We start from the raw sequence: 22,985 nt of genomic DNA on the forward strand, positions 1-22,985 counted from the left end.
TTCTTGACGACCATAGAGCATTGGAACCACCTGATCCCATCCCGAACTCAGCAGTGAAACGATGCATCGCCGATGGTAGTGTGGGGTTTCCCCATGTGAGAGTAGGTCATCGTCAAGATTAAATTCCGAAACCCCAATTGCGAAAGCAGTTGGGGTTTTGTTTTGGGCGGTCGAAAACCCATAAGCCCGCAAGCAACTGGTCGCGCCCGCCAACTGCAACAAATGCGATTGCTGCTCTATGCTTAGTTGGCTTTACTCATTCTTAAGGACGGGAGGTAGGTATGACCACTGAACCTAAACCGCGCGATGACGCGGAGCAGGAGCGCGCCAGGCAGCGTCGCGAGGAAGAGAAGCCACAGACCTGGAAGCATCCGGATGACGGGACGGAGCTATCCGAACGCGATCAGGAACGCCCCCTGAAGCCATAACTGTAGGAACCGGCTTGCCCGCGATGGGCATAACGCTGACAGGCCCCCGCCGTCAAGCCGGCTTACAGGACATCGGCGTACACAACTCCACCAGCGTCCCATCCGGGCAGCGCACATAAGACACCACTTGGCCCCAGGGCTTGCTGCTCGGTGCTGATAGCTCGGTCGCACCTGCGGCCACAGCCTTGGCGTGGGCGGCCGGGACGTCATCGGTCACAAATCCCAGTTCCACACCCAGCGGTTGCTTAGAAGAATGAGCAGCGACGTGCCCACCCTTGAAATTCAACTCCCCCAGTTCATGCGCGGCGAAGGACAAGGTGGTGCCTGCGGTTTCCAGCTCGCCATAGGTCCCAGACTCATGCAGGAAGCGTCGACTGAAGCCGAAGGCCGTTTCAAAAAACTGCAGCGACGCGGCGACATCCGGGACGTAGACGATGGTGTAGGCGAATTTCATGGCTAAGCGCTCCGTGCTTGAAAAAGATGCCTATTAGAGGAAGTGCCAGCAGGCTCGTCAACCTGCCGATACCAGCAGCGCCGTGGGAAACCCCGACGCCAAGACCAGGTACGCCACGATGGCGGCCAGGCACAACCCGATAAATACCCGCAGCAGCGTCCTGGCGGTTGGATGGGCGATGAACCTGATACTCCAGATGCACAGCCCGGCCATCAGGATGGCCAGGGCAAGAATGACCAGCACGGGGATGTTCTCGGTTGCCATGGAAGCTGATTTATAGTCCCAAATACGTGGGTTGGATAGTCGGCGCATAGACGCAGGCCCCGCTGTGTTCCTAAACTGCCGACTGTCTTGGGCAGTGGGGCGCTTGCCATGAATCGCAATGAATTACGCAAGGCCGACATCAACCTGATGGTGGTCTTTGAAACACTGATGCTCGAGCGCAACGTAACGCGTGTGGCAGAGAAGCTGTTCCTTGGCCAGCCCACGGTCAGTTCGGCCCTCAACCGCCTGCGCACGCTGTTCAACGACCCGCTGTTTATCCGTGTCGGCCACCGCATGGAACCCACGGCGCGGGCCGAGGAGCTCATCCTGCATCTGTCGCCGGCCCTGGACTCGCTGTCGGCGGCGTTGAGTCTTACCCATGATTTCGACCCGTCTGTCAGTACCATGACCTTTCGTATCGGCCTGTCCGATGACGTCGAGTTCGGTCTGTTGCCACCGCTGTTGCGGGCCCTGCGCACCGAAGCACCGCAGGTGGTGTTTGTGGTGCAGCACGTCGATTACTGGCGGATTCCCGATTTGCTGGCCTCTGGCGATATCACCGTCGGCATCACCCAGACCCGTGGCCTGCCGGCCAATGCCAAGCGCAAACTGTTGCGCCACATCCGTCCCAGCGTGCTGCGCGCCGATGCCTCGGACCAGGCGCTGACCCTCGACGAATACTGCGCACGGCCCCATGTGCTGGTGTCTCACACCGCTAACGTCGCGGGGTTTGCCGATGAGTGGCTGGCGGAGATCGGTCGCAAGCGGCACGTGGTGTTATCCGTGCCGCAATACAGTTCCTTACCGGCATTACTGGCCGGCACCGATATGATCGCCAGCCTGCCGGACTACACGGCCCAAGCCATGGCGGCGGCGGGCAACCTGTTTTGTGAGCCGTTTCCGTTCGATACACCGACCCTGGACCTGTCCATGGTCTGGCTCAGCCACGTTGACAGCGACCCCGCCGAACGCTGGATGCGCTCGCGGCTGGAAGCGTTCATGGGGGCGTGAGCGCGGCAAGTTAGGCGTTTGCTTCTCTTGCCACGTCCACTTTGCAACTGGCCGCAACCGCCGCCACCTGCTCGCGAAACCACGCGTTGGCGCTTTCCTGCTCGCTGGCATCGTTCCACTGCATCTCCAGGGTAAACCCCGGCAGGCCGTTGGGGGCTTCGCAATGGCCGAACTGTGGTTCCACGGCCAGCAGTTGTTGCACGCGCCGGGGTAGGGTGACGATAAAGTCGGTGCCGGCAATCATCTTCAGCGCCGCGCTGTAGCTGTTGGCCCGGGCGATGACCTGGCGCTTGTGAGCCTGGCGGCTCAGCCAGCCGTCGATCATGTTGGTGTCCGAGGTCCAGGGCGTGGGGAACACATGGCGCCGGGCCACAAAGGACTGCAGGCTGAACGCCGGCTCCCGGGGGGCCGCACGCTTGTCGAAGACGCAGACCAAGTCGTCTTCCAGCAGCATCTGGGTCCTGAGGTCCTTGTGCTCACGGTGAAAGTGCGGACCGAAGCAGATCACCAGGTCCAGGCGCCCGTCACGCAGCGCCTCGACAGGGATCTCGGTTTCCAGCTTCTGCACATTGACGATCACCGGCAGGTCGGCATGATCGAAGTGTTTCAACAATCTGGGCAGGATCAGTTGCTCGAAGTATTCGGGTGCGCAGAGGTTGAAGGTGACGGCTTTTTGCGTGGGATCGAACGTCTGCGCGCCCGCGTGGCACAGGTTGATGCTTTCGAGGATTTTCTGCACATGCCCGTACATGGTGCTGGCCTTGTAGGTTGGGCGCATGCCGGCACGGGTGTTGATAAACAGGTCGTCCTCAAAGCTGGTGCGCAGCTTTTTCAGGCTGTAACTGACCGTGGACTGGCTGACAAACAGGGTTTCGGAGACATCGGTGACGCTGCTTTGCTCATACACAGCGATAAACACCATCAGATCCTGCATATCGAGCTTTCTAAGCAAGTTACTGTTTAGCATTCGTTCCGTCCGTGAGCCTGTTGCGCGACCGCAGCGCAAACAAGACAAAATGTTAACGGAACGCTCGTCCCAATAGAAAGGTCTGTCGGACCTTTCTATGTTCATTGTGGGACAGATACTGTTTGGAACACGACGCCTTAACGAATATGCCGTGCATAGTGGCGCGGGTCGAAGCACAGGACTATCAGTAACATCACCCCCACCACCGCGGTGAGTGACCACCAGGCCCATTCGAAGCTGCCCAGTTGGTCGCGGATCATCCCGGCAATCAGCGGCGACACCCCAGCGATCAGGTAGCCGATGCCTTGCACAAACGCCGTCAGGCCACCGGCGCGGCGCGGGTTGTCCAGGTGGTCGAGGGACAGGATCAGGCTCATCGGGAACAGCCCGCCAATGCCCAGGCCCAGCAGGCATGGCCACAGCAGTGTGAAGTGTTGCGGGGAAAGGATCAGGCCGCAGAAGCCGGCGATGATCAGCACCAGCAGCACGGCCACCACGCCGCGCTTGTCCTGGCGTCGGTTGGCGATAGCCGGGGTGATCAGTCCGGAGACCACTTCCATGGCCGTCAGGAAGCCCAGCAGCAGGCCGGCGTTCTGTTCGCTCCAGCCCTGCTCGACGTAGTACGGCGCCAGCCAAGCCAGTACACAGGTGTAGGACGCGGTACCGAGGCCGAAGAAAATCGCCAGCAACCACGCGCGGCGATTGCGGAAAAACGATTCCTGCGGGCCGCTGCCGGCTTGGGGCAGTGGTGGCAACGCGGCGCGCTGGGCATACCAGAACAGCAGCGCCAACACGGCAAGCACCGCCCAGATCGCCAGACCCATCCGCCAACTGCCAGTCTGTACCTGGATGAATGGCGAGAACGACGCCGCCAATGCCGCGCCGCCCATGATCGCGGTGACGTACAAGCCCATGAACAGCGAAACGTTGTCACTAAAACGCGACTTGATCAGCGCCGGCATCAACGCCTGGATCAGGGCAATGCCCACGCCGGCGGCGATGGCGCTGAGGATCAACTCGGCGGCAGAGTCGAGAAACAGCCGCGACAAGGTGGCAAGGCCAATCACCACCAGCGACAGGACAATGCTGCGATGCTCGCCAAAGCGTTTGCCCAGGCCCATGCCGAAGAACATCGCCAAGCCCATCGCCATCACCGGCAACATGGTCAGTAACGAAGCAGTGCTGAAACTCAGCGGCACATCGCCGCGGATCGACGATAACAAAGGGCCGACCGCCGCCATGGACGGACGCAGATTGAGGGCCACCAGCACGACGCTGATCATCAGCCAGAGGGCGGTAGTGGGTTTTGCGTGGACGTTTTCCATGGGCGGGCCTTGAGCGGACAAGGTCGCCATTAGGCGACCGCGCGGGCCCGGCGGCAAATCAGAAAGTCGCAGGAGCTATTGAAAAACTACATCTGTAGGAGCCGGTTTGCCGGCGATAGTGGTCTGTCAGATAAGCCGCCATCGCCGCCATCGCCGGCAAGCCGGCTCCTACAGGGTTGTGGGCTTAGTAGCCCACGGTGAAACGCTGGCGCGAATGCTTGGTTGTTTCCACTTCGTCGATCATGGCAATGGCGAAGTCGGCAAAGCTGATCCAACTGCGGTTCTCGCTGCTCACCAACAGGTCATCTTGGCCCAGGCGGAACTTACCGGTGCGCTCGGTCTCGACAAACTCTGCCGAGGGCGAAAGGAACGTCCAGTCCAGCTCCTTTTCCTGGCGCAAGGTGTCGAGGAACGCTGCGCCAGCACTGGCCTCGGCCTTGTATTCGGCAGGGAAACCTTCGCTGTCGATGACCCGCCCGCCACCCGGCAGTAGCAGCGAACCCGCACCGCCCACTACCAGCAGGCGCTTCACGCCGGCCTGTTTTACCGGCCCGATCACCGCAGGCGCAGGCAGGGTGGCGAAGTGCGCGGCGCTGATCACCACGTCGCTGCCGCTGATGGCCTGTTGCAGGGCTTGGGCGTCCAGTGCGTCCACCTGTTTGACGGTCAGGCCGGGACGCGCGGCGATCGCGCCGGTGTTACGGGCAATGGCCGTGACGGTGTGGCCGCGACGCAGGGCTTCTTCCAGCAGTTGGCTACCGGCACGGCCGGTGGCACCAATGATTGCAATCTTGCTCATGACGTTCTCCAGTGTGGGTAAGGGTTGGATCAAATCACCACTTCATTTCGCCCTTGGCGACTTTGGCGCTCAGCTCCAGGGAGCTTTCATCGGCCAGGTTCGGGTAGCGTTTTTTCATGGCTGCGATCAGGGTCGAGGAATCCTTGGCCTTGGCGGTTTCTACATCGAAAGCCTTGATGTAGTCGGCCGTAAAGGCGACAGCTTTGACCGAAGGCGTGCCCAAGTAGTGGCCGGGAACCACGGTGACCGGCTTGAGTTTTTCGATACGTTGCAGGGTGCCCAACCAATCGGCATGGGACTGTGCGCCCTGGGTGTCGGCCATCCAAAGGTGGATGTTCTGCGAGACCACCACGCCGCCGACCACGGCCTTGATCGACGGGATCCACACAAAGCTGCGGTCCGGCTGCGGGCCGTCCAGGCCGATGACTTCCAGCGATTGCCCTTCGAGCGTCAGGCTATGGCCGTCGAGGACTTGGGGAATGAGGGTCTTGGCGGGTTTATCGGCGCCCATTTTCGGGCCCCAATATTCAATCTTTCCGGCAACGGTGGCCTTGATATGCTCGACCACCGGTTGTGGCGCGACGATCTTGGCCTGTGGGAAAGCGCTGGCCAGGGTGTCGAGGCCGAAGTAGTAATCCGGGTCGCCATGGCTGATGTAAATGGTGGTCAGCTGTTTGCCGCTGGCGCGGATCCTCTGCACCAGTTGTTCGGCCTGGCTTTTGCCGAACTGCGCGTCTACCAGGATCGCGTCTTTCTCGCCGCTGACCAGCACCGAACTGACGGGGAAGATCGCCGATTCACCTGGGTTATACACCTCGAGGGTCAGGTCGGCGGCGACGGCGTGGGCGGCAAAGCCAAGAACGGTAGTGGCCAGTACAAAGCGCTTGAGGGTAGTGAGCATGTTCAAGTCCAGGTCAGGGATGCCTTGGCAGGCGATGGACAGAGCTTAGTTGCACTGAACGCAGCAAAAAATGCGATGCTTGGACATAGTTTGTTTCTAAAACCGGGCAAATCATGGATCGTCTTCAAGCAATGCGGGTGTTTGTCACCGTGGTCGACCTGGGCAGCCAATCGGCCGCCGCCGATCATCTGGACCTGTCGCGCCCAGTGGTGTCGCGCTATCTGGCGGAGCTGGAAGACTGGGTGGGCGCGCGCCTGATGCACCGCACTACGCGCAAGCTCAGCCTGACCGCCGCTGGCAGTGAGACCCTGCCGCGTTGCCGGCAGATGCTGGAACTGTCCTACGACATGCAGGCCGCCGTCAGCGAACCGGACGACGCCCCTCGCGGCCTGGTGCGCCTGAGCGTCAGCACCTCGTTTGGCCAGGCGCAGTTGGCCGAGGCCATGGCCGAGTACGTCAAGCGTTATCCGCTGGTCAGTATTGACCTGCAAATGCTCGACCGCACAGTGAACCTGGTGGATGAGCGCATCGACCTGGCGATCCGCACCAGCAACGACCTGGATCCCAATCTGATTGCGCGTCAGTTGACCGTGTGCCGCTCGGTGATCTGCGCGTCGCCGGCCTACCTGCAGGAACACCCGCAGCCCCAGCGGGTAGAAGAGTTGGCGGAGTACAACTGCCTGACCCATTCCTACTTCGGCAAGAGCCTGTGGCACTTCGAGGAGAACGCTGAGCCCGTGTCGGTGCCGGTGCATGGCAATATCAGCGCCAATGAAGCCAGCACCTTGCTGCGGCTGACCCTGGCCGGGGCAGGGGTGGCGATGTTGCCGACCTATCAGGCCGGCGACTACATCCGCAGCGGCCAGTTGATCCGCCTGCTGCCCCATGCCGAACCGCGGCAGATGAACATGTATGCGGTGTATGCCTCGCGCAAGCACATGCCCCAGGCATTGCGCAGCCTTCTGGATTTCCTGGTCTTGAGGTTCCCGCCAGAGCCGCAATGGGACGTGGGGCTGTAAGCTCTATAAGGCGTCTGAATACCCGTCAATACTGGCAACTGGCCCTGGCTGGCCTATGCTCAATACAGCACCTTCTTGATCTGTCCGGAGGTTGATGCCATGACGATCAAAACCAGAAAGTACCTGACGATTTTTGCCCTCTGCGCCTTTGCCACGGCCCTCTATGGCACCGCTGCCTACCGCGCCGAACAGGCCCGCCTGCAACCCGGCATGGCTTCTGCCTGCAACCATGGGCAATGCACCTACTCGGCGACCCTGAGCGCACTGCGCTGACACGCAACCTGTTGCAGCAGCCGGCTTGCGGGCTCCTGCAACAGTGCGTGGGTGGTCGGTCAGTCCGCGTTCAGTTGTTCGCGAAATGCCTTGGGTGAAAATCCTACGCGCCTGCGAAACAATCGAGAAAAGTTCGTCGGGTCAGAGAATCCCAGTACGTCAGACATTTCATTAATGGTCATGCTCGTGTAGGTCAACAGACGCTTGGCCTCCAGCAGTTGGCGGTCGTGCATGATCTGCAACGCCGGCTGCCCGCCCAGCTCGCGGCAGGTGCCGTTGAGGTGCGACACCGAGATCCCCAGCTTGTGCGCCAGGTCTTCGATCTTCGGGTGTTCGCGGTAGTGCTGCTCCACCAACTGGGTGAAGTGCCGGAAGTACTCGCGGCCCCGAGGTGCCCGTGGATGGCGGCGCTGGATGGCCTGGCGGCTGATCCACACCAGCAGCACGCTGACCAGCGCGTGCATCATCATGTCCCGGGCCGGGAAGTCATCGGTGTATTCATTCTGCAACCGGGTGAACAGGCTATTGAGGTAGTCACTGTCATGGCCCGCCGGGTAGCTGCCCAGGGCGCTCAAACCGTCTACCGCCGAGCCCAACTGGCCTTGCAGGTGCGCCACCAGCGGCGCGGCCAGTGTCACCACAAACCCTTCTACATCCTCGGCAAACCGAAATCCGTGCACACACAGCGGCGGCAGCACTTGCAGGGTCGATTCGGTCAGCGTCGTGCGCTGGCCCTCGATCTCCAATTGCGCCTGGCCCTTGTACACATAGAGCAATTGGCACAGGTCCGCATGCCGGTGGGGCTGGATCTCCCACTGGTACTCGCGGCTGCGCCGGGAGATGGTCTCGCAATGCAGCAAATCCGGAGTCGGCCACTGCTGGCTTTCTCCGTAGAGTTTGAACACTGGAATCGCGGGACTGGCATTTTTGGTCATGTTTTTATCCGATACTCAGGACAGTGGTTCGGTAATCGCCCCGATTGGCGAAAAGCGCAGGCTTTGGCTCAGTTTTCACCTTCTTGTGGGGCTCACTCAAGGGAAAAATGCCAGTACCAAAACCAATGACAACGCTTTCACCGATAACGTTCGGGGGAAGCCGGCGGGCCATAAAAATAATGAAAACCCTAAAAACTCAAGTCGCCATCATCGGCGCCGGTCCTTCGGGGCTGCTGCTCGGCCAATTGCTGCATAACGCGGGGATTGAAACCCTGATTGTTGAGCGCCAGGCCCCGGACTACGTTCTCGGGCGAATTCGCGCCGGAGTGCTGGAGCAAGGCATGGTCGACCTGTTGCGCCAGGCGGGTGTCAGCCAGCGGATGGACGCCGAGGGCCTGGTGCATGAAGGCTTCGAGCTGGCCCTCAATGGGCGCTTGCACCACATCGACCTGAAGACCCTGACCGGCGGCAAGACTGTGATGATCTACGGCCAGACCGAAGTCACCCGCGACCTGATGGCCGCCCGCGAGCACGCCGGCGCGATCACCCTGTATGAAGCGCGCAATGTTCAGCCCCACGACCTTAAGGGCGAGCGGCCCTGGCTGACCTTCGAGCATCAAGGCCAGCAGGTGCGCCTGGACTGCGACTACATCGCCGGTTGCGACGGCTTCCATGGCGTGTCGCGCCAGTCGATCCCCGCCGATGTGCTCAAGACCTTCGAGCGGGTCTACCCGTTCGGCTGGTTGGGCATCCTTGCCGACACCCCGCCGGTCCACGGGGAACTGGTGTACGCCAAGCATTCGCGTGGCTTTGCCCTGTGCAGCATGCGTTCGCCCAGCCGCAGTCGCTATTACCTGCAGGTGCCGGCCGAGGAGTCGCTTGATGCATGGCCCGACCAGCGCTTCTGGGCCGAACTCAAGGCGCGCTTGCCGGCGGATCTGGCGGCCAGCCTGGTGACCGGGCCTTCGATTGAAAAGAGCATCGCGCCGCTGCGCAGTTTCGTGGTGGAGCCGATGCAGTACGGGCGCCTGTTCCTGCTGGGGGACGCCGCCCATATCGTGCCGCCCACCGGCGCCAAGGGCCTGAACCTGGCGGCCAGTGACGTGAGCACCCTGTTCACCCTCTTGTGCAAGGTGTACCGGGAAGGGCGCGTGGAGCTGCTGGAGAAATACTCCCAGATCTGTTTGCGGCGGATCTGGAAGGCCGAGCGGTTTTCCTGGTGGATGACCTCGATGCTGCACCAGTTTCCCGAGGCGGATGGCTTCAGCCAACGGATTGCCCAGAGCGAGCTGGAGTACTTTGTCGAGTCGCAGGCTGGACGCGAAACCATTGCAGAAAATTACGTCGGGCTTCCTTACGAGGCTATCGAATAGCCGGCTATCGAGTAACATGGCGGGCATTGCCGCTTGCCTGCAGGTTCTGTCGTGACCCAATCCACACCCTCTGTACGCAGTGTCCTTGCCGCCCTGATGTTGGCGATTTTCCTCGGTGCGCTGGACCAGACCATCGTCGCCGTGTCGATGCCGGCCATTTCTGCGCGGTTCAACGACGTCAACCTGCTGGCCTGGGTCATCTCCGGCTACATGGTGGCGATGACCGTGGCGGTGCCGATCTACGGCAAGCTTGGCGACCTGTATGGGCGGCGGCCGATGATGTTGATCGGCATGGGCCTGTTCACCGTGGCCTCGCTGTTTTGTGGCATGGCGCAAAGCATGGAGCAGTTGGTGCTGGCGCGGATCCTCCAGGGCATCGGCGCGGGCGGGATGATTTCGGTGAGCCAGGCGATCATCGGCGACATCATTCCGCCCCGCGAGCGTGGGCGTTACCAGGGTTACTTCAGCAGCATGTACGCCGTCGCCAGCGTGGCCGGGCCGGTGTTGGGCGGCTATATGACCGAGTACCTGTCGTGGCGCTGGGTATTTTTGATCAACCTGCCATTGGGCGCGGGCGCCTGGTGGGTGGCCCATCGCACGCTGGTGGGGCTGCCGGTGCCACAGCGCAAGCCGATCATCGATTACCTTGGCACGGTGCTGATGATCATCGGCCTGACCGCGCTGTTGCTGGGCATCACTGAAATCGGCCAGGGCCATCATTGGCGCGATGATCAAGTACTGGGCCTGCTGGCCTGTGCGCTGGTGGCGTTGACGGTGTTTGTCTGGCATGAGCGCCGGGCGCGGGAGCCGTTGTTGCCCATGCACCTGTTCGCCAACCGCAGCGCGGTGTTGTGCTGGTGTACGATTTTCTTCACCAGCTTCCAGGCCATCTCGCTGATCGTGCTGATGCCCCTGCGCTACCAGAGCGTCACGGGGGCCGGTGCCGACAGCGCCGCCTTGCACCTGCTGCCGCTGGCGATTGGCTTGCCCATGGGCGCGTTCTTTGCCGGGCGCATGACCTCAGTCACCGGTCGCTATAAACCGATGATCCTTACCGGGGCGCTGCTCACGCCGATTGCCATCCTCGGCATGGCCTTCAGCGCACCCCAGTCACTGATCCTCAGCAGCTTGTTCATGGTGCTCAGCGGCATTGCCTCGGGCATGCAGTTCCCGACTTCCCTGGTGGGCACGCAAAACTCGGTGGCGCAACACGACATCGGTGTCGCTACCAGCACCACCAACCTGTTTCGCTCCCTGGGTGGCGCGGTCGGCGTGGCGTGTATGTCGGCCTTGCTTTTGGCGTTGTTGCAGGACTCGAGTTTTGCCCACCTGGCCAGTGGCTCGATGATGGCCGAAGGCAGCTCCGGCAACGTGCTGCTCGATGGCCTCAACGCGGCTCCCGGCCCGGCGCAGGACGCCTTGCGTGGGGAGCTGTTGAGGACCTTCCGGCATTTGTTGATGATCAGCGCGGCGGTGTCGCTGCTGGGGCTGGCAGCGGCGATTGCGATGCCCAACCAGCTGTTGCGCGGGCGCGAAGACAAGGCGCGCTAGCGTAGGCGCCGGCCTGCTCCTACAAGGCGTGCAGTTGCGCGCTTACGGGCTGTAGTAACCCACCGCTACCAGAAAATGCCCGCTCTTGCGCAGATAGGCATGCTTGTTTTCCACCTTGCCGGTCACCGGGTTTTTCCAGCGGTATTCATATTCTCCCTGACCCTGCTCCTTCATCAGTGCCAGGATCGGTTCACCCACGGGCTTGCCGTCCGGGTCCTTGATCTTGGCGAAGTCGGTGTTGATCAGGCGCAGGTTGGTGCCGTGGGCCACATAGCGCCCGGTATCCAGGTCGACCACAAACACATACAAGTCGTCCTGCAAAAAGCCGCCTTGCAGCGCATTGATTGCCTTCAACGTGCCGGCTTCGTTTTTCTCCAGTTCCCTGACTGCCTTGTCCCGCAGGGCCTTGGCCTGCTCGGGTGTGGCCCGGGGCAGGTAATAGCCGACGGCCAGGATGCGCTGGCCGATACGCTGGTAGAACACATGCTTGCGTTCCACCTTGCCGTCGTTCCAGTTCTGCCAGCGGTATTCGGCCTGTTGGATGCCATTGCCTTCCGGGATCTTCAGCGCGTCCTTGAACGACTGGCGCAGGTCCGGCCCGAGCACTTCGGACACGTCGCGACCGATCAGCGCCGATGAAGGCCCACCACTGGCCAGCAGCACGCCCTTGGTATCGACGACGAACACATAGCGGTCCTTGTCGACAAACTCGCCTTGGCGGCTGAAGGCGGCGAAGGCCTTGTCACCGTTGTCGTGGTAATAAGCCAGGGCCTTCTCCAGCAGCGCCTTGGCGGCCTGGGCGTCCTGTTCATGGGCGGTTGCGGCCTGGGCCTGGCTGAAACCCAGCAACAGCAGCAGCCAGGTGGCGCGGAGCATTCCCTTCATTACCCGTCCCTCGTTCTTGTGAATGTCCCAAGAGCGTAGACGGTTGCCCGGGGATTAGAACGGCTGGGTCGGCAGGTATTTTCCGTCCAGGGTAATGACCGCGCGGGAGCCGCCGTCCGGGTCTTCGACCTTTTTGATGTCTAGCTTGAAGTTGATGGCGCTGATGATGCCATCGCCAAACTGCTCGTGGACCAGGGCTTTGAGGGTTGAACCATAGACCTGCAGCATTTCATAGAAACGGTACACGGTCGGATCCGTCGGAATGCCACCGGGGATGCTGCCGCGCAGAGGCACGCTTTGCAGCAGACGGCTGGCGTCCGCGTCCAGGCCCAGTTTGGCGCACACCACATCGGCTGCGTCCTTGGGCAGCGGGTGTTGCCCGAGCAGGGCTGCGGTGACGAACGCCAGGCTCAGGCCGGTGCCGTCGCTGAGGTCCTGCCAGGACAGGTTTTTGCGGGCCTTGATATCAATCACGGTGTCGGCCAGGGCCAGGCGTGGGGTTTGGGACAATTGGGATTGCAGCATGATGACTTCCTCTTCGGTTAAATAAGGTTCAGGCGGCGTGTGCGCGGGTCTGTGGATTGTCCAGCAGGGATACAAAGCGAGCGGTGCGGCCATCCAGGGCGTTGATGCAGCCGCTTTCGATATCGTAGACCCAGCCATGCAGACTCAGCCGGCCCTGTTCCAGCGCCAGGGCGACGCTGGGATGAGTCTTGAGGTTGGCCAATTGTGCGACCACGTTTTCCCGCACCAGGGCGCTCAGTCGCTCTGCATCCGAGGCATGGGTACGTGCGGCGTTGATCACCTTGGCCGACTCGGCATGGCGCAGCCAGTTGGCCACGGCGGGCAAGTGATCCAGGCATTTGCAGGTGGAAATGGCCGTCATGGCGCCGCAGTCGGAGTGGCCGCAAATCACGATATCGCTGACCCCCAGCACGGCCACCGCATATTCGACCGTGGCCGAGACCCCGCCCGGCTCCGGGCCGTAGGACGGCACGATATTGCCGGCATTGCGGATCACAAACAGATCGCCTGGTTCCTGCTGGGTCAACAGCTCCGGGACTACACGGCTGTCGGAGCAGGAAATAAACAGCGTGCTGGGGTGTTGCGTGGTTGCCAGTTGCTTGAACAGGTCACTGCGCTGGCTGAAGGCTTCGCTCTGGAACTTGCGCAAGCCGTCGATGAGATGCTGCATGGTGTTTCTCCTTGCGTCGCTAATGGGGCAAGGATGGAAGTTTTTGGTTATAGCGTCCAAGACTGGATTATTATGGTTTCTATAAGTCATGCCTATAGTTGGAGTGTTTTGCATGCTGCTACGCCATATCCGCTACCTGCTGGCCGTCGCCGAGCACCGTAACTTCACGCGGGCTGCCGAAGCGTTGCATGTGTCGCAGCCGACATTGTCGCAACAGATCAAGCAACTCGAAGAGAACCTGGGGGCACCGCTGCTGGATCGTTCCGGGCGCAGTGTCAACCTGACCGACGCGGGCCAGGCCTATGTGCGGTTTGCCCGCCTGGCGCTGCAGGATCTGCAGGCGGGCACCCGGGCCATGCATGACGTGCAGGACCTGAGCCGTGGCAATTTACGCTTGGCCATGACCCCGACGTTCACCGCGTACCTGATCGGGCCGCTACTGGCCCAGTTTTATCAGCAGTATCCGGGGATCACCGTCAGCGTCGAGGAAATGCCCCAGGACCGTCTTGAGCGCGCGCTGACCGAGGATTTGCTGGATATCGGCATTGGCTTCAGCGGCGAGCACATGCCAGACATCGAATGCCAAGGGGTGTTTGTCGAGGAGTTGAGCGTAGTGGCCAGCGCCAGTCATCCAACCTTGAAGCGCAAACAGTGGCTCAAGCTGGCTGACTTCAAGCAGCAACCCCTGGTGCTGTTGAACAGCGGATTTGCGACGCGACGTTACATTGATGACTATTGCCGGACGCTGGAGATAACGCCGCAGATTGCCATGCAGGCCAATTCGATCAGTGCGGTGATTGAAATTATTCGCCATACCCAACTGGCGACGATCCTGCCCCGCGAGGTGGCCATGGCCCAGCAGGGCTTGCACGCGGTGCAACTGCGCCCGCCGTTGCCGCAGCGCACGGTGGCCCTGCTCAGTCGCAAGGGCGCTTATCGCAGTGCTGCATGCCGGGCGTTTGTCGATGTGGTGAGTGGGTGGCGAATGTTTAGTCATCCTGAAAGTGAACTCCATCAAGACTGAATTTAATGGCTTAACCCAGCGTGTGACGCTGGCGCTTATCTCTTCACTGTGATCCCTGCATGGACGGTTCCCCCGACACTCACCCCGAGGCCTTGCCTGGCGCCATCGCGCCGAGCCGCCCGGTGTGTCGGCTGGGCGTTGATGTATTGCCTTCTGAACTGGCCTTTTGGGCGCTGTGGCACTGCCGCCACGCCCGCCCGCCGGATACCGCTCCCTTACGCTGATTGCCCCCTCACGGGTGCGCCGTCGTGCGCGCCTGCCTGACGCATACGTAAGAGAGTTGCCATGAGTACCGTCTTTGCCAGCCTGCACGAAGCCCGATCGTTTCTTGACCAAAACCCCGATATCGAGATGTTCGAACTGTTCATCCTCGACAGCAACGGCGTGCCTCGCGGCAAGTTGCTGCACCGTGATGAACTGCTGGCGGTCTACGCCAGTGGCCGCCCGCTGCCCAGTACCATCCTGGGCCTGACCCTCAATGGCGACGACGTGGAAAACTCCGGCCTGGTGTGGGAGGTAGGGGATATCGACTGCCGCGCCTACCCGATCAGCGGCAGTTTGCAGCGCATGCCGTGGCGGTTGATTCCCACTGCGGCGGTGCAGGTCAGCATGCACCCGGTGGAGGGCCTGCCGGCGACGGTGGCTGATCCCCGGCACTTGCTGGCCAAGGTCATCGACGGGCTCAAGGCCGATGGTTATTACCCGGTGATGGCGGCGGAGCTGGAGTTCTACCTGCTGGACCAGAAGCCCGACAGCAATGGCCGCCCGCAACCGGCGCGGGATATGGACGGCGGTCGCCCGCGCTCGACCCAGGTCTATGGCCTGCGCGAGCTGGAGCAGATCGAGCCGTTTCTGGCCGACTTGTACAGCGCTTGCAAGCTGCAAGGCATTCCCGCGCGCACGGCGATCTCCGAATACGCGCCGGGCCAGGTGGAGATCACCCTCGAACACCGCAGCGATGCGTTGCAGGCGATGGACGAGGCGGTGCGTTACAAGCGCCTGGTCAAGGGCGTGGCCCACAAGCACGGGATGACGGCCTGTTTCATGGCCAAGCCGTTCGACGACCTGGCCGGCACCGGCATGCACATGCACGTCAGCCTGGCGGACGCCGACGGTAACAACCTGTTTGCCAGCGAGGCGCCCGATGGTACGCCGCTGCTGCGCCAGGCGGTGGGCGGGATGCTCAGTACTTTGCTCGACTCCTTGCTGTTGTTCTGCCCCAACGCCAACTCTTATCGACGCTTCCAGAGCAACAGCTATGCGCCGCTGGCGGCCACCTGGGGGGTCGACAACCGCACCGTGAGCCTGCGTGTGCCCGGCGGCCCGGCGTTTTCGCGGCATATCGAACACCGCATCTGCGGCGCCGATGCCAACCCGTACCTGGCGGCGGCGGCAATCCTCGCGGGGATCCACCGTGGCATTCGTGAGCAGCGCGATCCCGGCGCGCCAGTCACGGGCAATGGTTATGCCCAGGCCAAGGAGCTGCTGCCCACCGACTGGCTGACCACCTTGCGTGCATTGGAAGGTTCGACCTGGGCACGTGAAGCATTCGGCCAGGAGTTTCTCGGCGTGTACCTGGCGGTCAAGCGGGCTGAGTACCGGCAGTTCATGGGCGAGGTGGGCGAGCAGGACTGGCGCTGGTACCTGCACCAGGCGTGATGATGAAGCGCGATGCTTTCGACCTTTTTTTCACGAGCGGGTGGATAAGCTGAGGGTCCAGTGTCCGTAGAGACCGGTTCATCTACATGAGTCCCGTGATGTCGTCGCAACCCCCATCGTCCATCGAGGCTGAATTCGCCGCGCGCTGTGATCGTGACCACGCTCGGGTCTGCGGCGACCCGCGCCCCCCGACTTTACGGCGGCGCCTATGGTTATGGCGCGATGAGCGCCTGGTGCGCCAGGCCCTGAAAGTCGCGGGGGAGCCCGGGCTGCTGCTGGACCTGGCCTGTGGGGCGGGGCGCTTCTGGCCGGTGCTGGCCGAACACAGCAACCGTGTGATCCTCGCCTCGGACCCATCCCAGGCCATGCTCGATCATGCCCAGAGCCATCACGGCGCGGCATTTTTGCGTCGGATCAAGACGTTCCAGGGCTCGGCCTTTTCCATCGGCCTGTCGGCCAACGCGGTGGACTGCATTTTCTGCCTGGAACTGTTTCGCCACGTCCCCACGGCCGACGCACGCCTGGCGCTGTTGCGCGAGTTTCACCGGGTCAGCCGCGACACGGTGATTGTCTCGGTGGACAGCGACAGCCGCCATCGTGAGCTCCACCCGCCAGGCACGGGGCAAGCCTTGCTGTCCCATCGTGTCGAGGTGGAAGCGGAGTTCCGCCAGGCGGGGTTCACGGTGCTCAATCAGCAAGAGTTCATGCCCGGCTCGACCTTGTGGCGGGTTTATGTGCTGCGCAAACGAGGATAACCCTCAGCTGTCGGGCAATTCTTCGTCTCCTGTCAGAGTTTTCATGATGGCTGGCACACTGCGGGTGCTCGAAAGTCCCTCTGGCGATATATACTGCGCGCCATTCTTCAAGGGAGAGCCGTGTGGCCATCGATATTCACTGGATCTGCGACAACGATAGCCTCGGCCAGCATTGCGCCGAATGGCAGCAGTTGCCATTCGTCGCCCTCGACACCGAATTCATGCGGGTCGATACCTTCTATCCCATCGCCGGGCTGATCCAGATTGGCGATGGTGTACGCGCTTATCTGATCGATCCCCTGACCATCGATAATTGGCAACCCCTGGCCGCGCTGCTGGAAAACCCAGCGGTGATCAAGGTGGTGCACGCCTGCAGTGAAGACCTGGAAGTGTTGCTGCGCCTGACCGGCAGTCTGCCGGCGCCGCTGTTCGACACCCAACTGGCAGCTGCCTACCTGAACCTCGGCTTCTCCATGGGCTACTCGCGCCTGGTGCAAGCTGTGCTCGACATCGAACTGCCCAAGGGCGAGACCCGTTCGGATTGGCTGCAGCGGCCATTGTCCGAGACCCAGGTCAGCTACGCCGCCGAAGACGCGGTGCACCTGGCGCAAGTCTACACACGGCTGCGCCCGCGCCTGTCCGACGAAAAATACGCCTGGATCCTAGAAGATGGCGCGGAACTGGTGGCCAACCTGCGTCGGGAAATCGATCCCTATGAGGTCTACCGCGACGCCAAGCTGGCCTGGAAACTGTCCCGTGCCCAACTCGCTGTGCTGCGCGAGCTGTGCGCCTGGCGCGAACAGCAAGCCCGCGCCCGCGACCTGCCACGCAACCGTATCCTGCGTGAACACTCGCTATGGCCCCTGGCCAAGTCGCAGCCGGATAACCTCGCGGCCCTGGGCAAAATCGAAGACATGCACCCGCGCACCGTGCGCCAGGACGGCGAGTTTCTGCTGGGCCTGATCAAACGTGCCGCCAGTGTGCCGATGGACCAATGGCCGCCGGCCGTGCCTGAGCCGTTGCCGGTGGATGCCGCGGTGCTGATCAAGCAACTGCGCGCCCTGGGCCAAACCTTCGCCGAACGCCTGGACATGGCCCCGGAGCTGATGCTGCGCAAGAAAACCCTCGAGGCGCTGGTCAAGAGTGGCTACCCCGATGGGCCTTACCAATTGCCTGACTCGCTGCGTGGCTGGCGCCGCGAGTTGATGGGCCAGGCGCTGCTGGACAGCCTGGCCACTGCCGGAGAACAGCCTTGAAACATATTTGTTCCATCTACCGCAGCCCGAAACGCGCCGGCATGTACCTCTACGTGCTCAAGAGCGATGCCCTGGAGCGCGTGCCCGAAGGCCTGCTGACCGTGTTCGGCAAGCCGGTACACGCCTTCAACCTGGTGCTGACGGCGGAACGCAAGCTGCAGCAGGAAGATATCGTGGCAGTCCTGGCCAACCTGCAAAAGCAGGGCTACCACCTGCAGATGCCACCGCCGGACGATGAGTACATCGAACACCTGCCCGAAGAACTGCTGCGCCGTAACGACCCGATGTGATCGACCCGTGTCCCGCTCGGGGCACGTTTGAATCGAATGACCTGGCGAGCCCCGAGCCCAGCAGTCAGTCTGCTGCCGGTGGTCGCCTGCACTGTTTTTGAAAGGTTTGAACCATGCGCGTTCTGATAGCAGAACAGGACCACCCGCTGTACGCCCGACTGCTGCGCGAAGCGGCGCCGGATATTGAAGTCCTGACCAGCGGCGACTCGGCTGAACTGTCACGCCTGGCCGCCGATTGCCCGGTGTGGCTGGGCCAGCCGGACCTGCTGGCCACCCTGCTGCGCCAGGGCCATCACCCGCAATGGCTGCAATCGACCTGGGCCGGTATCACGCCGCTGCTGGCCGATGGCTTGCCACGGGATTATCGACTGACCCGTGCCGTCGGCATTTTTGGCCAGGTGATGGCCGAGTACGTGCTCACCTACATGCTCGGCCACGAGCGCGAGGTGCTGGCGCGCCTGGTCAGCCAGGTCGAGCGCAAGTGGGACAACCGCATGGGCCAGAGCCTGGCGGGGCGCAAGGTACTGATCGTCGGCACCGGCGATATCGGCCAGAGCGTCGCGCAGTTCCTGCTGCCCTTTGGCGTGGAGTTATACGGCGTTGCCAGCCAAGCCCGGGAGCAGGCCCCGTTTCTCGAGGTGGCCGGGCCGGATCAACTGGGCCGGCTGGTGGGCGAGGTGGACTATGTGGTCAACCTGCTGCCCAACACGCCGAACACCCACGACCTGTACGATGCGGCGCTGTTCAAGCAGTTCAAGCCGACCGGCCTGTTCATCAACGTCGGCCGGGGCGTGGCGGTGGTGGATGCCGATCTGGTCGAGGCCCTGAAAGAAGGGCACCTGGCCGGTGCGGTCATCGACGTGTGTCGCCAGGAGCCTTTGCCCCAGCGCCATCCGTTCTGGACTGCCTGGGGCTTGTTGCTGACGGGCCACAGCTCGGCGCCGACCTGCCCGCGACGCATGGTGGCGTTGTTTGTCGAGAACCTTGGGGCGTACCAGGCCAAGGATTCGCTGCGTGGCGAGGTGAGTTTCGAGCGCGGATATTGAACTCCCCCACAGGCTGCGTAGCCCGCATCTGATTTTATCGCTGACGGCATCGTGGGAGGCTCGCTGACCTTAATCAGGGAGGCCTCTCAATGTTCGATCTGCGTGCTATCCCCCCGCAAACACCTCTGTTTCCCGCGTCTTTGACTGACCGTGTCGCTGAAGGGGCCAGGCCTGCGCAGCCTGACCCTTTGCCGGCAACTGGCGCTGCTGGTGGCCCGGTCATCCCGACACAGGCCAAACCCAAGTCTGGCCTGCAGGCTGCCCTGGCCGACAGAGAAAACCTGAAGGTCCTGGGGCAAAAGCTCTTCGAGGTCGCCACGCGCCTGGGCGTAGATGCCACTCCGCAAGCTGTGCTGGCGGCGCTGGGCAGTACCCCGATGGGCATAGACCCTGGGTCGTCCTATCCGCTGGATGCCGGCAGCAGCATCACCCTGACGACCTTTATCCGGCATCTTGGATTTTTCCAGCCCACCAGCCATTTTCACCTTGCCAGCCTCGCCGATGCGGTCACTCAAAAAGCCCTGGAGCACCCACTTGGCGATCTTGGCGGCGGCTTATCGTGGCCGGTGCCTATCAGTCCTGATGAGCAACGCAGGCTGGGCGCGCTGGCTCTGGACCGGCTCGGTGATAAGGGGGTGCTGGATTACCTGAACGATCAGCAGCCCGTCGACCTGCAGGTACGCAGCAACCCCATCGAGGCCCTGCAATCCCTGATCAGTTGCGCGCCAGGGCAGCGGCTGGGACAGTACCTGCAAGAGCAAATGGATGCAGTCGCTACCGACCGCAGTATCAACGACTATTTGCTGGCTGCCATTGCTGTGCAGATGGATCCCGAATCCATCACCGCGCCACATCGCACCAAGGTGGCGGGTTTTGACCTGGCAAGCGCTCGGCACTGGGGTAAACCCGCTTCAGTGGTGGTCGACGGGTTGCGCACGCACCTGAGCGCCAGTGGCAGGACCCGCCCGGAGATGGCTGGGGTAGGCGCCTATCTGTTGTTGGCCAGGATGGCCCCCGAGTTCCTGATCAAGGACATCCCCGCCAGTGTCACCTATGGCAGCTCGGCCTGGGTAAACCTGGCGGTTGCGGCGCGCACGATAGAAGCTCAATCGCCGGGCAAGGTACCGAACATGACCTTTGTGCAGGTCATGCAACAGGCCGAGAGTGCGGGCCTGGCTGATCCGGGCGTCACCTGGCGGGCGCAGAAGGCCGCCCTGCTGGACTGGGGGGTTGCCAATGGACTGCTGGAGCGCCGGGATGATGAGGGCTACAGCGACCAGGAACTGAACATACTCAAAGACACCTTCAACAGCCGCCAGCGGCAAATGATCAGCGCCAGCCAGGCATTGGATAAGGCGATTCCCAGTCGAAAAGAGTTGGCGCTGGCCGAACTCAAGCGACGATTTGGCGACCTGGGCGCGTTGTTTGAAGAGAAACTGATCAGTACTACAGGCCATCCGCGAGGTGGTCCTGGAACGCCAGCAACCTACTTGCTTGGGCGCCATTCGCTGCTGGATATCGCCATGATGGACCTACCTTCGCCCGCCGTATTTGATTGCGCAGACAGCCGCATCCCCCTGGCCGAGTTGAACGCCAATCACCGATTTGGCACCACCGAGGCGTTCAGCCAGCCGTTCGATGACACGATAAAAAATAAAAAGGCAGCTATCGGCATCACCATCAAGCATCTGGTCGCGCAGTTGCCGGTGGTCGATCGGGAGAACCTTGAGTATGGAAAGCTGACCTTCTATCAGAATCTATCCCACACCTTGGGCCTAGGCTTTACCGACAGAACCCAGCACCCCAAAGGCCAGGAACTGCTGCTGAAAGTTGAGCGCGAGGGAAAGCCTCCAGCAGCCTATGAAATCAACTTTGCCCAAGGGGTTATTCGGCCCGTGGATCTCTGGCGGGCGGCGCAGCGTAGTTCAAGAAATGCCAATGTCGTGTACGAGACCAAAGTGTTCAGCCCTGAGGGTGCCCCTCAGCAGAGAAATGAAAGAACCCCACGGGGTAACGGGTTGCTTGATAGCTTTGCGACGCCGCGTACTCAATACATTGCCGATGTATTCGTTGAGCATCTTGATCTGGATGACCCGCAGATAAAGGAACATGCCAGGGGGCAGACCACGCTGGACGAGCAGAAGGGCACAGCCAGGGCGGTTAAAGAGTTTGTGCTCAACCTTATTCCGTTGCGCTCGGCGATTGTCAATTTTCAGCAGGGCAACTACGGCGAGGGGGCTGTGGACCTGGCGCTGGATATCTTTGGCTTCCTGACTGCCGGCGCGGCAGTGGCGGGGAAACTGGGGCGGTTGGGCGGCGCTGCTGTCTCCGGGGTGACCAAGGTATTACGGGGGACGAAGATAATCGGTGTGGCCACGATTGGCGCGTTTAACCCCCTGGGAGGATTGGGCGACTTGGCCGTGGGCGGTGCGCAACTGGCCGGTAAAGGATTGTCCAAAGGTATCCAGGCGGTTAACAAGCTCAGGGGGAGCAGCGGCAGCTATGACCTATTGAAGGCGGTCAGTAAGGAGTCTGGTGTTGCGGCAACAGGCACCTACATAGTTGCAGGAAGGCGTATCGAAGGCGGCGCGGTGCTGCGCAACGGTAAATGGTATGCCTTCGATGTTGACAGGATACGCCCCTATGGGAGCCCCCTTGAAGGGTTTGTTGCCCAAACCAAGGCCGTGGACGGCGCACTGGCCATGGCGCGTATTGCCCCGGGTAGCGAGCTGGGCAACCGGCTGTTTGCCGAGTACAGCGTTGCGCCCTCGCGAATCGCCGGGCTTTCGCGCAACAGCCAGGGGGTTTATCTCGCCGCTGATGGCCATCTGTCTCATATCCGCCACATCGACAGTGCCGGTCAGACGGCGGTGTATGAAGTCCGGCAAGTCAGTCGTGCCGAGGACGGCACTGTCCAGGCACGGATCTATCACAATGGCCGGCAAACGCCGTTGCTGGTCGAGCACGTCCAGGGCGATCAATGGCGGCGGCTGACGCTGCGCGGGGCGGGGCCTGTGTCAGTCGCGGACGATCTGGGGCCGGAAATCGCGGCCGGTGGCGAGGGTGTGATTTACGCCAGCCGCGATGGCAAAAGTGTCTACAAGGATCTTGGGCCTACTTCACTGCAACCTTCGGCCAATTACCTCAACATGGAGGTGATATCGCTGAATAAATATTATGGCGATGGTTTTGCAAGAGGGATCATTGAGGACGGCTTTAAATACATAAAGATGCGCAAGCTTGATGGGGTGGCGCTCAGTCATTTTGAGAGAGGGAGTTTGCCGCCGCAAGCACGGTCCTTGCTGGATGATGCCCTGGCGCAAATGGAAGCGAAGGATATCTATCACAATGATTTGCAGCTGAAGAACTTTATGTACTCGGCGAAAGACCAGAAAATCTACCCGGTGGATATGGATTCCCAGCCGTTGGAGTTCATGGTGCCGGTGGTGATGGCCGCGTATGTACGTCAAAGAGAGGCGCTGCGCCAGGCCTTTGCGCGCCTGCTTGCCTGAGCGTCTTGATCTGCACCTTGGCGCTTTCAACAAGCTGCATACGCCAGGCGATGGCCTATGCAG

The 22,985-nt window shown here is 61.7% G+C and carries 23 protein-coding genes and 1 rRNA gene; 14 read left to right on the forward strand and 10 right to left on the reverse strand.

Annotation, left to right across the window (positions count from 1 at the left end):
- Nucleotides 1-2: 2 nt before the first annotated feature.
- Nucleotides 3-118, forward strand: a 5S ribosomal RNA gene (gene rrf / locus HBO11_RS00005).
- A gap of 163 nt (nt 119-281) precedes the next feature.
- On the forward strand, nt 282-428 hold the full coding sequence (locus HBO11_RS00010) for a hypothetical protein (protein WP_169955542.1): 147 nt from the start codon (nt 282-284) through the stop codon (nt 426-428).
- 52 nt (nt 429-480) lie between these two features.
- Here HBO11_RS00010 and HBO11_RS00015 read toward each other — a convergent pair whose 3' ends face one another.
- Nucleotides 481-882 carry a VOC family protein gene (locus HBO11_RS00015; RefSeq protein WP_169955543.1) on the reverse strand — a complete coding sequence of 134 codons (402 nt, stop codon included), beginning with the start codon at nt 880-882 and terminating at the stop codon, nt 481-483.
- Nucleotides 883-939: 57 nt separating this feature from the next.
- Complete coding sequence (locus HBO11_RS00020; RefSeq protein ID WP_178121219.1) at nt 940-1,146, reverse strand: hypothetical protein; 207 nt, start codon at nt 1,144-1,146, stop codon at nt 940-942.
- 108 nt (nt 1,147-1,254) lie between these two features.
- Here HBO11_RS00020 and HBO11_RS00025 point away from each other — a divergent pair, with 108 nt between their 5' ends.
- Nucleotides 1,255-2,157, forward strand: coding sequence for a LysR substrate-binding domain-containing protein (locus tag HBO11_RS00025; protein ID WP_169955544.1), 903 nt, complete (start codon nt 1,255-1,257; stop codon nt 2,155-2,157).
- A gap of 10 nt (nt 2,158-2,167) precedes the next feature.
- Here the strand turns inward: HBO11_RS00025 and HBO11_RS00030 are convergent, their stop codons facing one another.
- The 4 genes from HBO11_RS00030 to HBO11_RS00045 all read right to left on the reverse strand — a co-directional run bounded on the left by HBO11_RS00030 (nt 2,168) and on the right by HBO11_RS00045 (nt 6,149).
- Entirely contained in the window at nt 2,168-3,124 is a 957-nt protein-coding gene (locus tag HBO11_RS00030) for a LysR family transcriptional regulator (protein WP_169955545.1), read from the reverse strand.
- A gap of 137 nt (nt 3,125-3,261) precedes the next feature.
- Nucleotides 3,262-4,449 (reverse strand): cyanate transporter, encoded by a 1,188-nt coding sequence (locus tag HBO11_RS00035; RefSeq protein ID WP_169955546.1) that lies wholly within the window; start codon nt 4,447-4,449, stop codon nt 3,262-3,264.
- Nucleotides 4,450-4,633: 184 nt separating this feature from the next.
- Nucleotides 4,634-5,248 carry an NAD(P)-dependent oxidoreductase gene (locus HBO11_RS00040; protein ID WP_169955547.1) on the reverse strand — a complete coding sequence of 205 codons (615 nt, stop codon included), beginning with the start codon at nt 5,246-5,248 and terminating at the stop codon, nt 4,634-4,636.
- Nucleotides 5,249-5,282: 34 nt separating this feature from the next.
- Complete coding sequence (locus tag HBO11_RS00045; protein WP_169955548.1) at nt 5,283-6,149, reverse strand: MBL fold metallo-hydrolase; 867 nt, start codon at nt 6,147-6,149, stop codon at nt 5,283-5,285.
- Nucleotides 6,150-6,262: 113 nt separating this feature from the next.
- On the opposite strand from HBO11_RS00045, the gene HBO11_RS00050 reads away from it, so the two are divergent.
- On the forward strand, nt 6,263-7,168 hold the full coding sequence (locus HBO11_RS00050) for a LysR family transcriptional regulator (protein ID WP_169955549.1): 906 nt from the start codon (nt 6,263-6,265) through the stop codon (nt 7,166-7,168).
- A 99-nt stretch (nt 7,169-7,267) separates the two neighbouring features.
- On the forward strand, nt 7,268-7,441 hold the full coding sequence (locus HBO11_RS00055; RefSeq protein WP_169955550.1) for a hypothetical protein: 174 nt from the start codon (nt 7,268-7,270) through the stop codon (nt 7,439-7,441).
- 59 nt (nt 7,442-7,500) lie between these two features.
- Here the strand turns inward: HBO11_RS00055 and HBO11_RS00060 are convergent, their stop codons facing one another.
- Complete coding sequence (locus HBO11_RS00060) at nt 7,501-8,376, reverse strand: helix-turn-helix domain-containing protein (protein WP_169955551.1); 876 nt, start codon at nt 8,374-8,376, stop codon at nt 7,501-7,503.
- A 179-nt stretch (nt 8,377-8,555) separates the two neighbouring features.
- Between HBO11_RS00060 and pobA the strand changes: the two genes are divergently transcribed.
- On the forward strand, nt 8,556-9,749 hold the full coding sequence (pobA, locus tag HBO11_RS00065; protein WP_169955552.1) for a 4-hydroxybenzoate 3-monooxygenase: 1,194 nt from the start codon (nt 8,556-8,558) through the stop codon (nt 9,747-9,749).
- A gap of 96 nt (nt 9,750-9,845) precedes the next feature.
- Nucleotides 9,846-11,300 carry an MDR family MFS transporter gene (locus tag HBO11_RS00070; protein ID WP_262380960.1) on the forward strand — a complete coding sequence of 485 codons (1,455 nt, stop codon included), beginning with the start codon at nt 9,846-9,848 and terminating at the stop codon, nt 11,298-11,300.
- A gap of 42 nt (nt 11,301-11,342) precedes the next feature.
- Here HBO11_RS00070 and HBO11_RS00075 read toward each other — a convergent pair whose 3' ends face one another.
- The 3 genes from HBO11_RS00075 to HBO11_RS00085 are packed head-to-tail and all read right to left on the reverse strand — an operon-like array spanning nt 11,343 to nt 13,380.
- Entirely contained in the window at nt 11,343-12,185 is an 843-nt protein-coding gene (locus HBO11_RS00075; protein ID WP_169955554.1) for a cache domain-containing protein, read from the reverse strand.
- A 54-nt stretch (nt 12,186-12,239) separates the two neighbouring features.
- Complete coding sequence (cynS, locus tag HBO11_RS00080; RefSeq protein WP_057958800.1) at nt 12,240-12,710, reverse strand: cyanase; 471 nt, start codon at nt 12,708-12,710, stop codon at nt 12,240-12,242.
- 28 nt (nt 12,711-12,738) lie between these two features.
- On the reverse strand, nt 12,739-13,380 hold the full coding sequence (locus HBO11_RS00085) for a carbonic anhydrase (protein WP_057958801.1): 642 nt from the start codon (nt 13,378-13,380) through the stop codon (nt 12,739-12,741).
- A gap of 112 nt (nt 13,381-13,492) precedes the next feature.
- Here HBO11_RS00085 and cynR point away from each other — a divergent pair, with 112 nt between their 5' ends.
- From cynR to HBO11_RS00120, 7 genes are all read left to right on the forward strand, one after another.
- A complete protein-coding gene (cynR, locus tag HBO11_RS00090; protein WP_169955555.1) occupies nt 13,493-14,404 on the forward strand; it encodes a transcriptional regulator CynR in 912 nt (303 codons plus the stop codon).
- A gap of 285 nt (nt 14,405-14,689) precedes the next feature.
- The gene (locus HBO11_RS00095; RefSeq protein ID WP_169955556.1) at nt 14,690-16,063 is read left to right on the forward strand and encodes a glutamine synthetase family protein; all 1,374 of its coding nucleotides are present in this window, start codon (nt 14,690-14,692) and stop codon (nt 16,061-16,063) included.
- Between the two features lie 98 nt (nt 16,064-16,161).
- On the forward strand, nt 16,162-16,818 hold the full coding sequence (locus HBO11_RS00100; RefSeq protein WP_169955557.1) for a class I SAM-dependent methyltransferase: 657 nt from the start codon (nt 16,162-16,164) through the stop codon (nt 16,816-16,818).
- 122 nt (nt 16,819-16,940) lie between these two features.
- Complete coding sequence (rnd, locus tag HBO11_RS00105; protein WP_169955558.1) at nt 16,941-18,074, forward strand: ribonuclease D; 1,134 nt, start codon at nt 16,941-16,943, stop codon at nt 18,072-18,074.
- Nucleotides 18,071-18,364, forward strand: coding sequence for a YcgL domain-containing protein (locus HBO11_RS00110; protein WP_169955559.1), 294 nt, complete (start codon nt 18,071-18,073; stop codon nt 18,362-18,364). The genes rnd and HBO11_RS00110 overlap by 4 nt, the downstream gene beginning before the upstream one ends.
- 113 nt (nt 18,365-18,477) lie before the next feature.
- Nucleotides 18,478-19,410, forward strand: a complete 933-nt coding sequence (locus tag HBO11_RS00115) for a D-2-hydroxyacid dehydrogenase (RefSeq protein WP_169955560.1) — start codon at nt 18,478-18,480, stop codon at nt 19,408-19,410.
- Between the two features lie 89 nt (nt 19,411-19,499).
- Nucleotides 19,500-22,922, forward strand: coding sequence for a hypothetical protein (locus HBO11_RS00120; protein WP_170058696.1), 3,423 nt, complete (start codon nt 19,500-19,502; stop codon nt 22,920-22,922).
- Nucleotides 22,923-22,985 lie beyond the last annotated feature (63 nt).

Source organism: Pseudomonas sp. WS 5010, from assembly GCF_012985565.1.
Lineage (GTDB): Bacteria > Pseudomonadota > Gammaproteobacteria > Pseudomonadales > Pseudomonadaceae > Aquipseudomonas.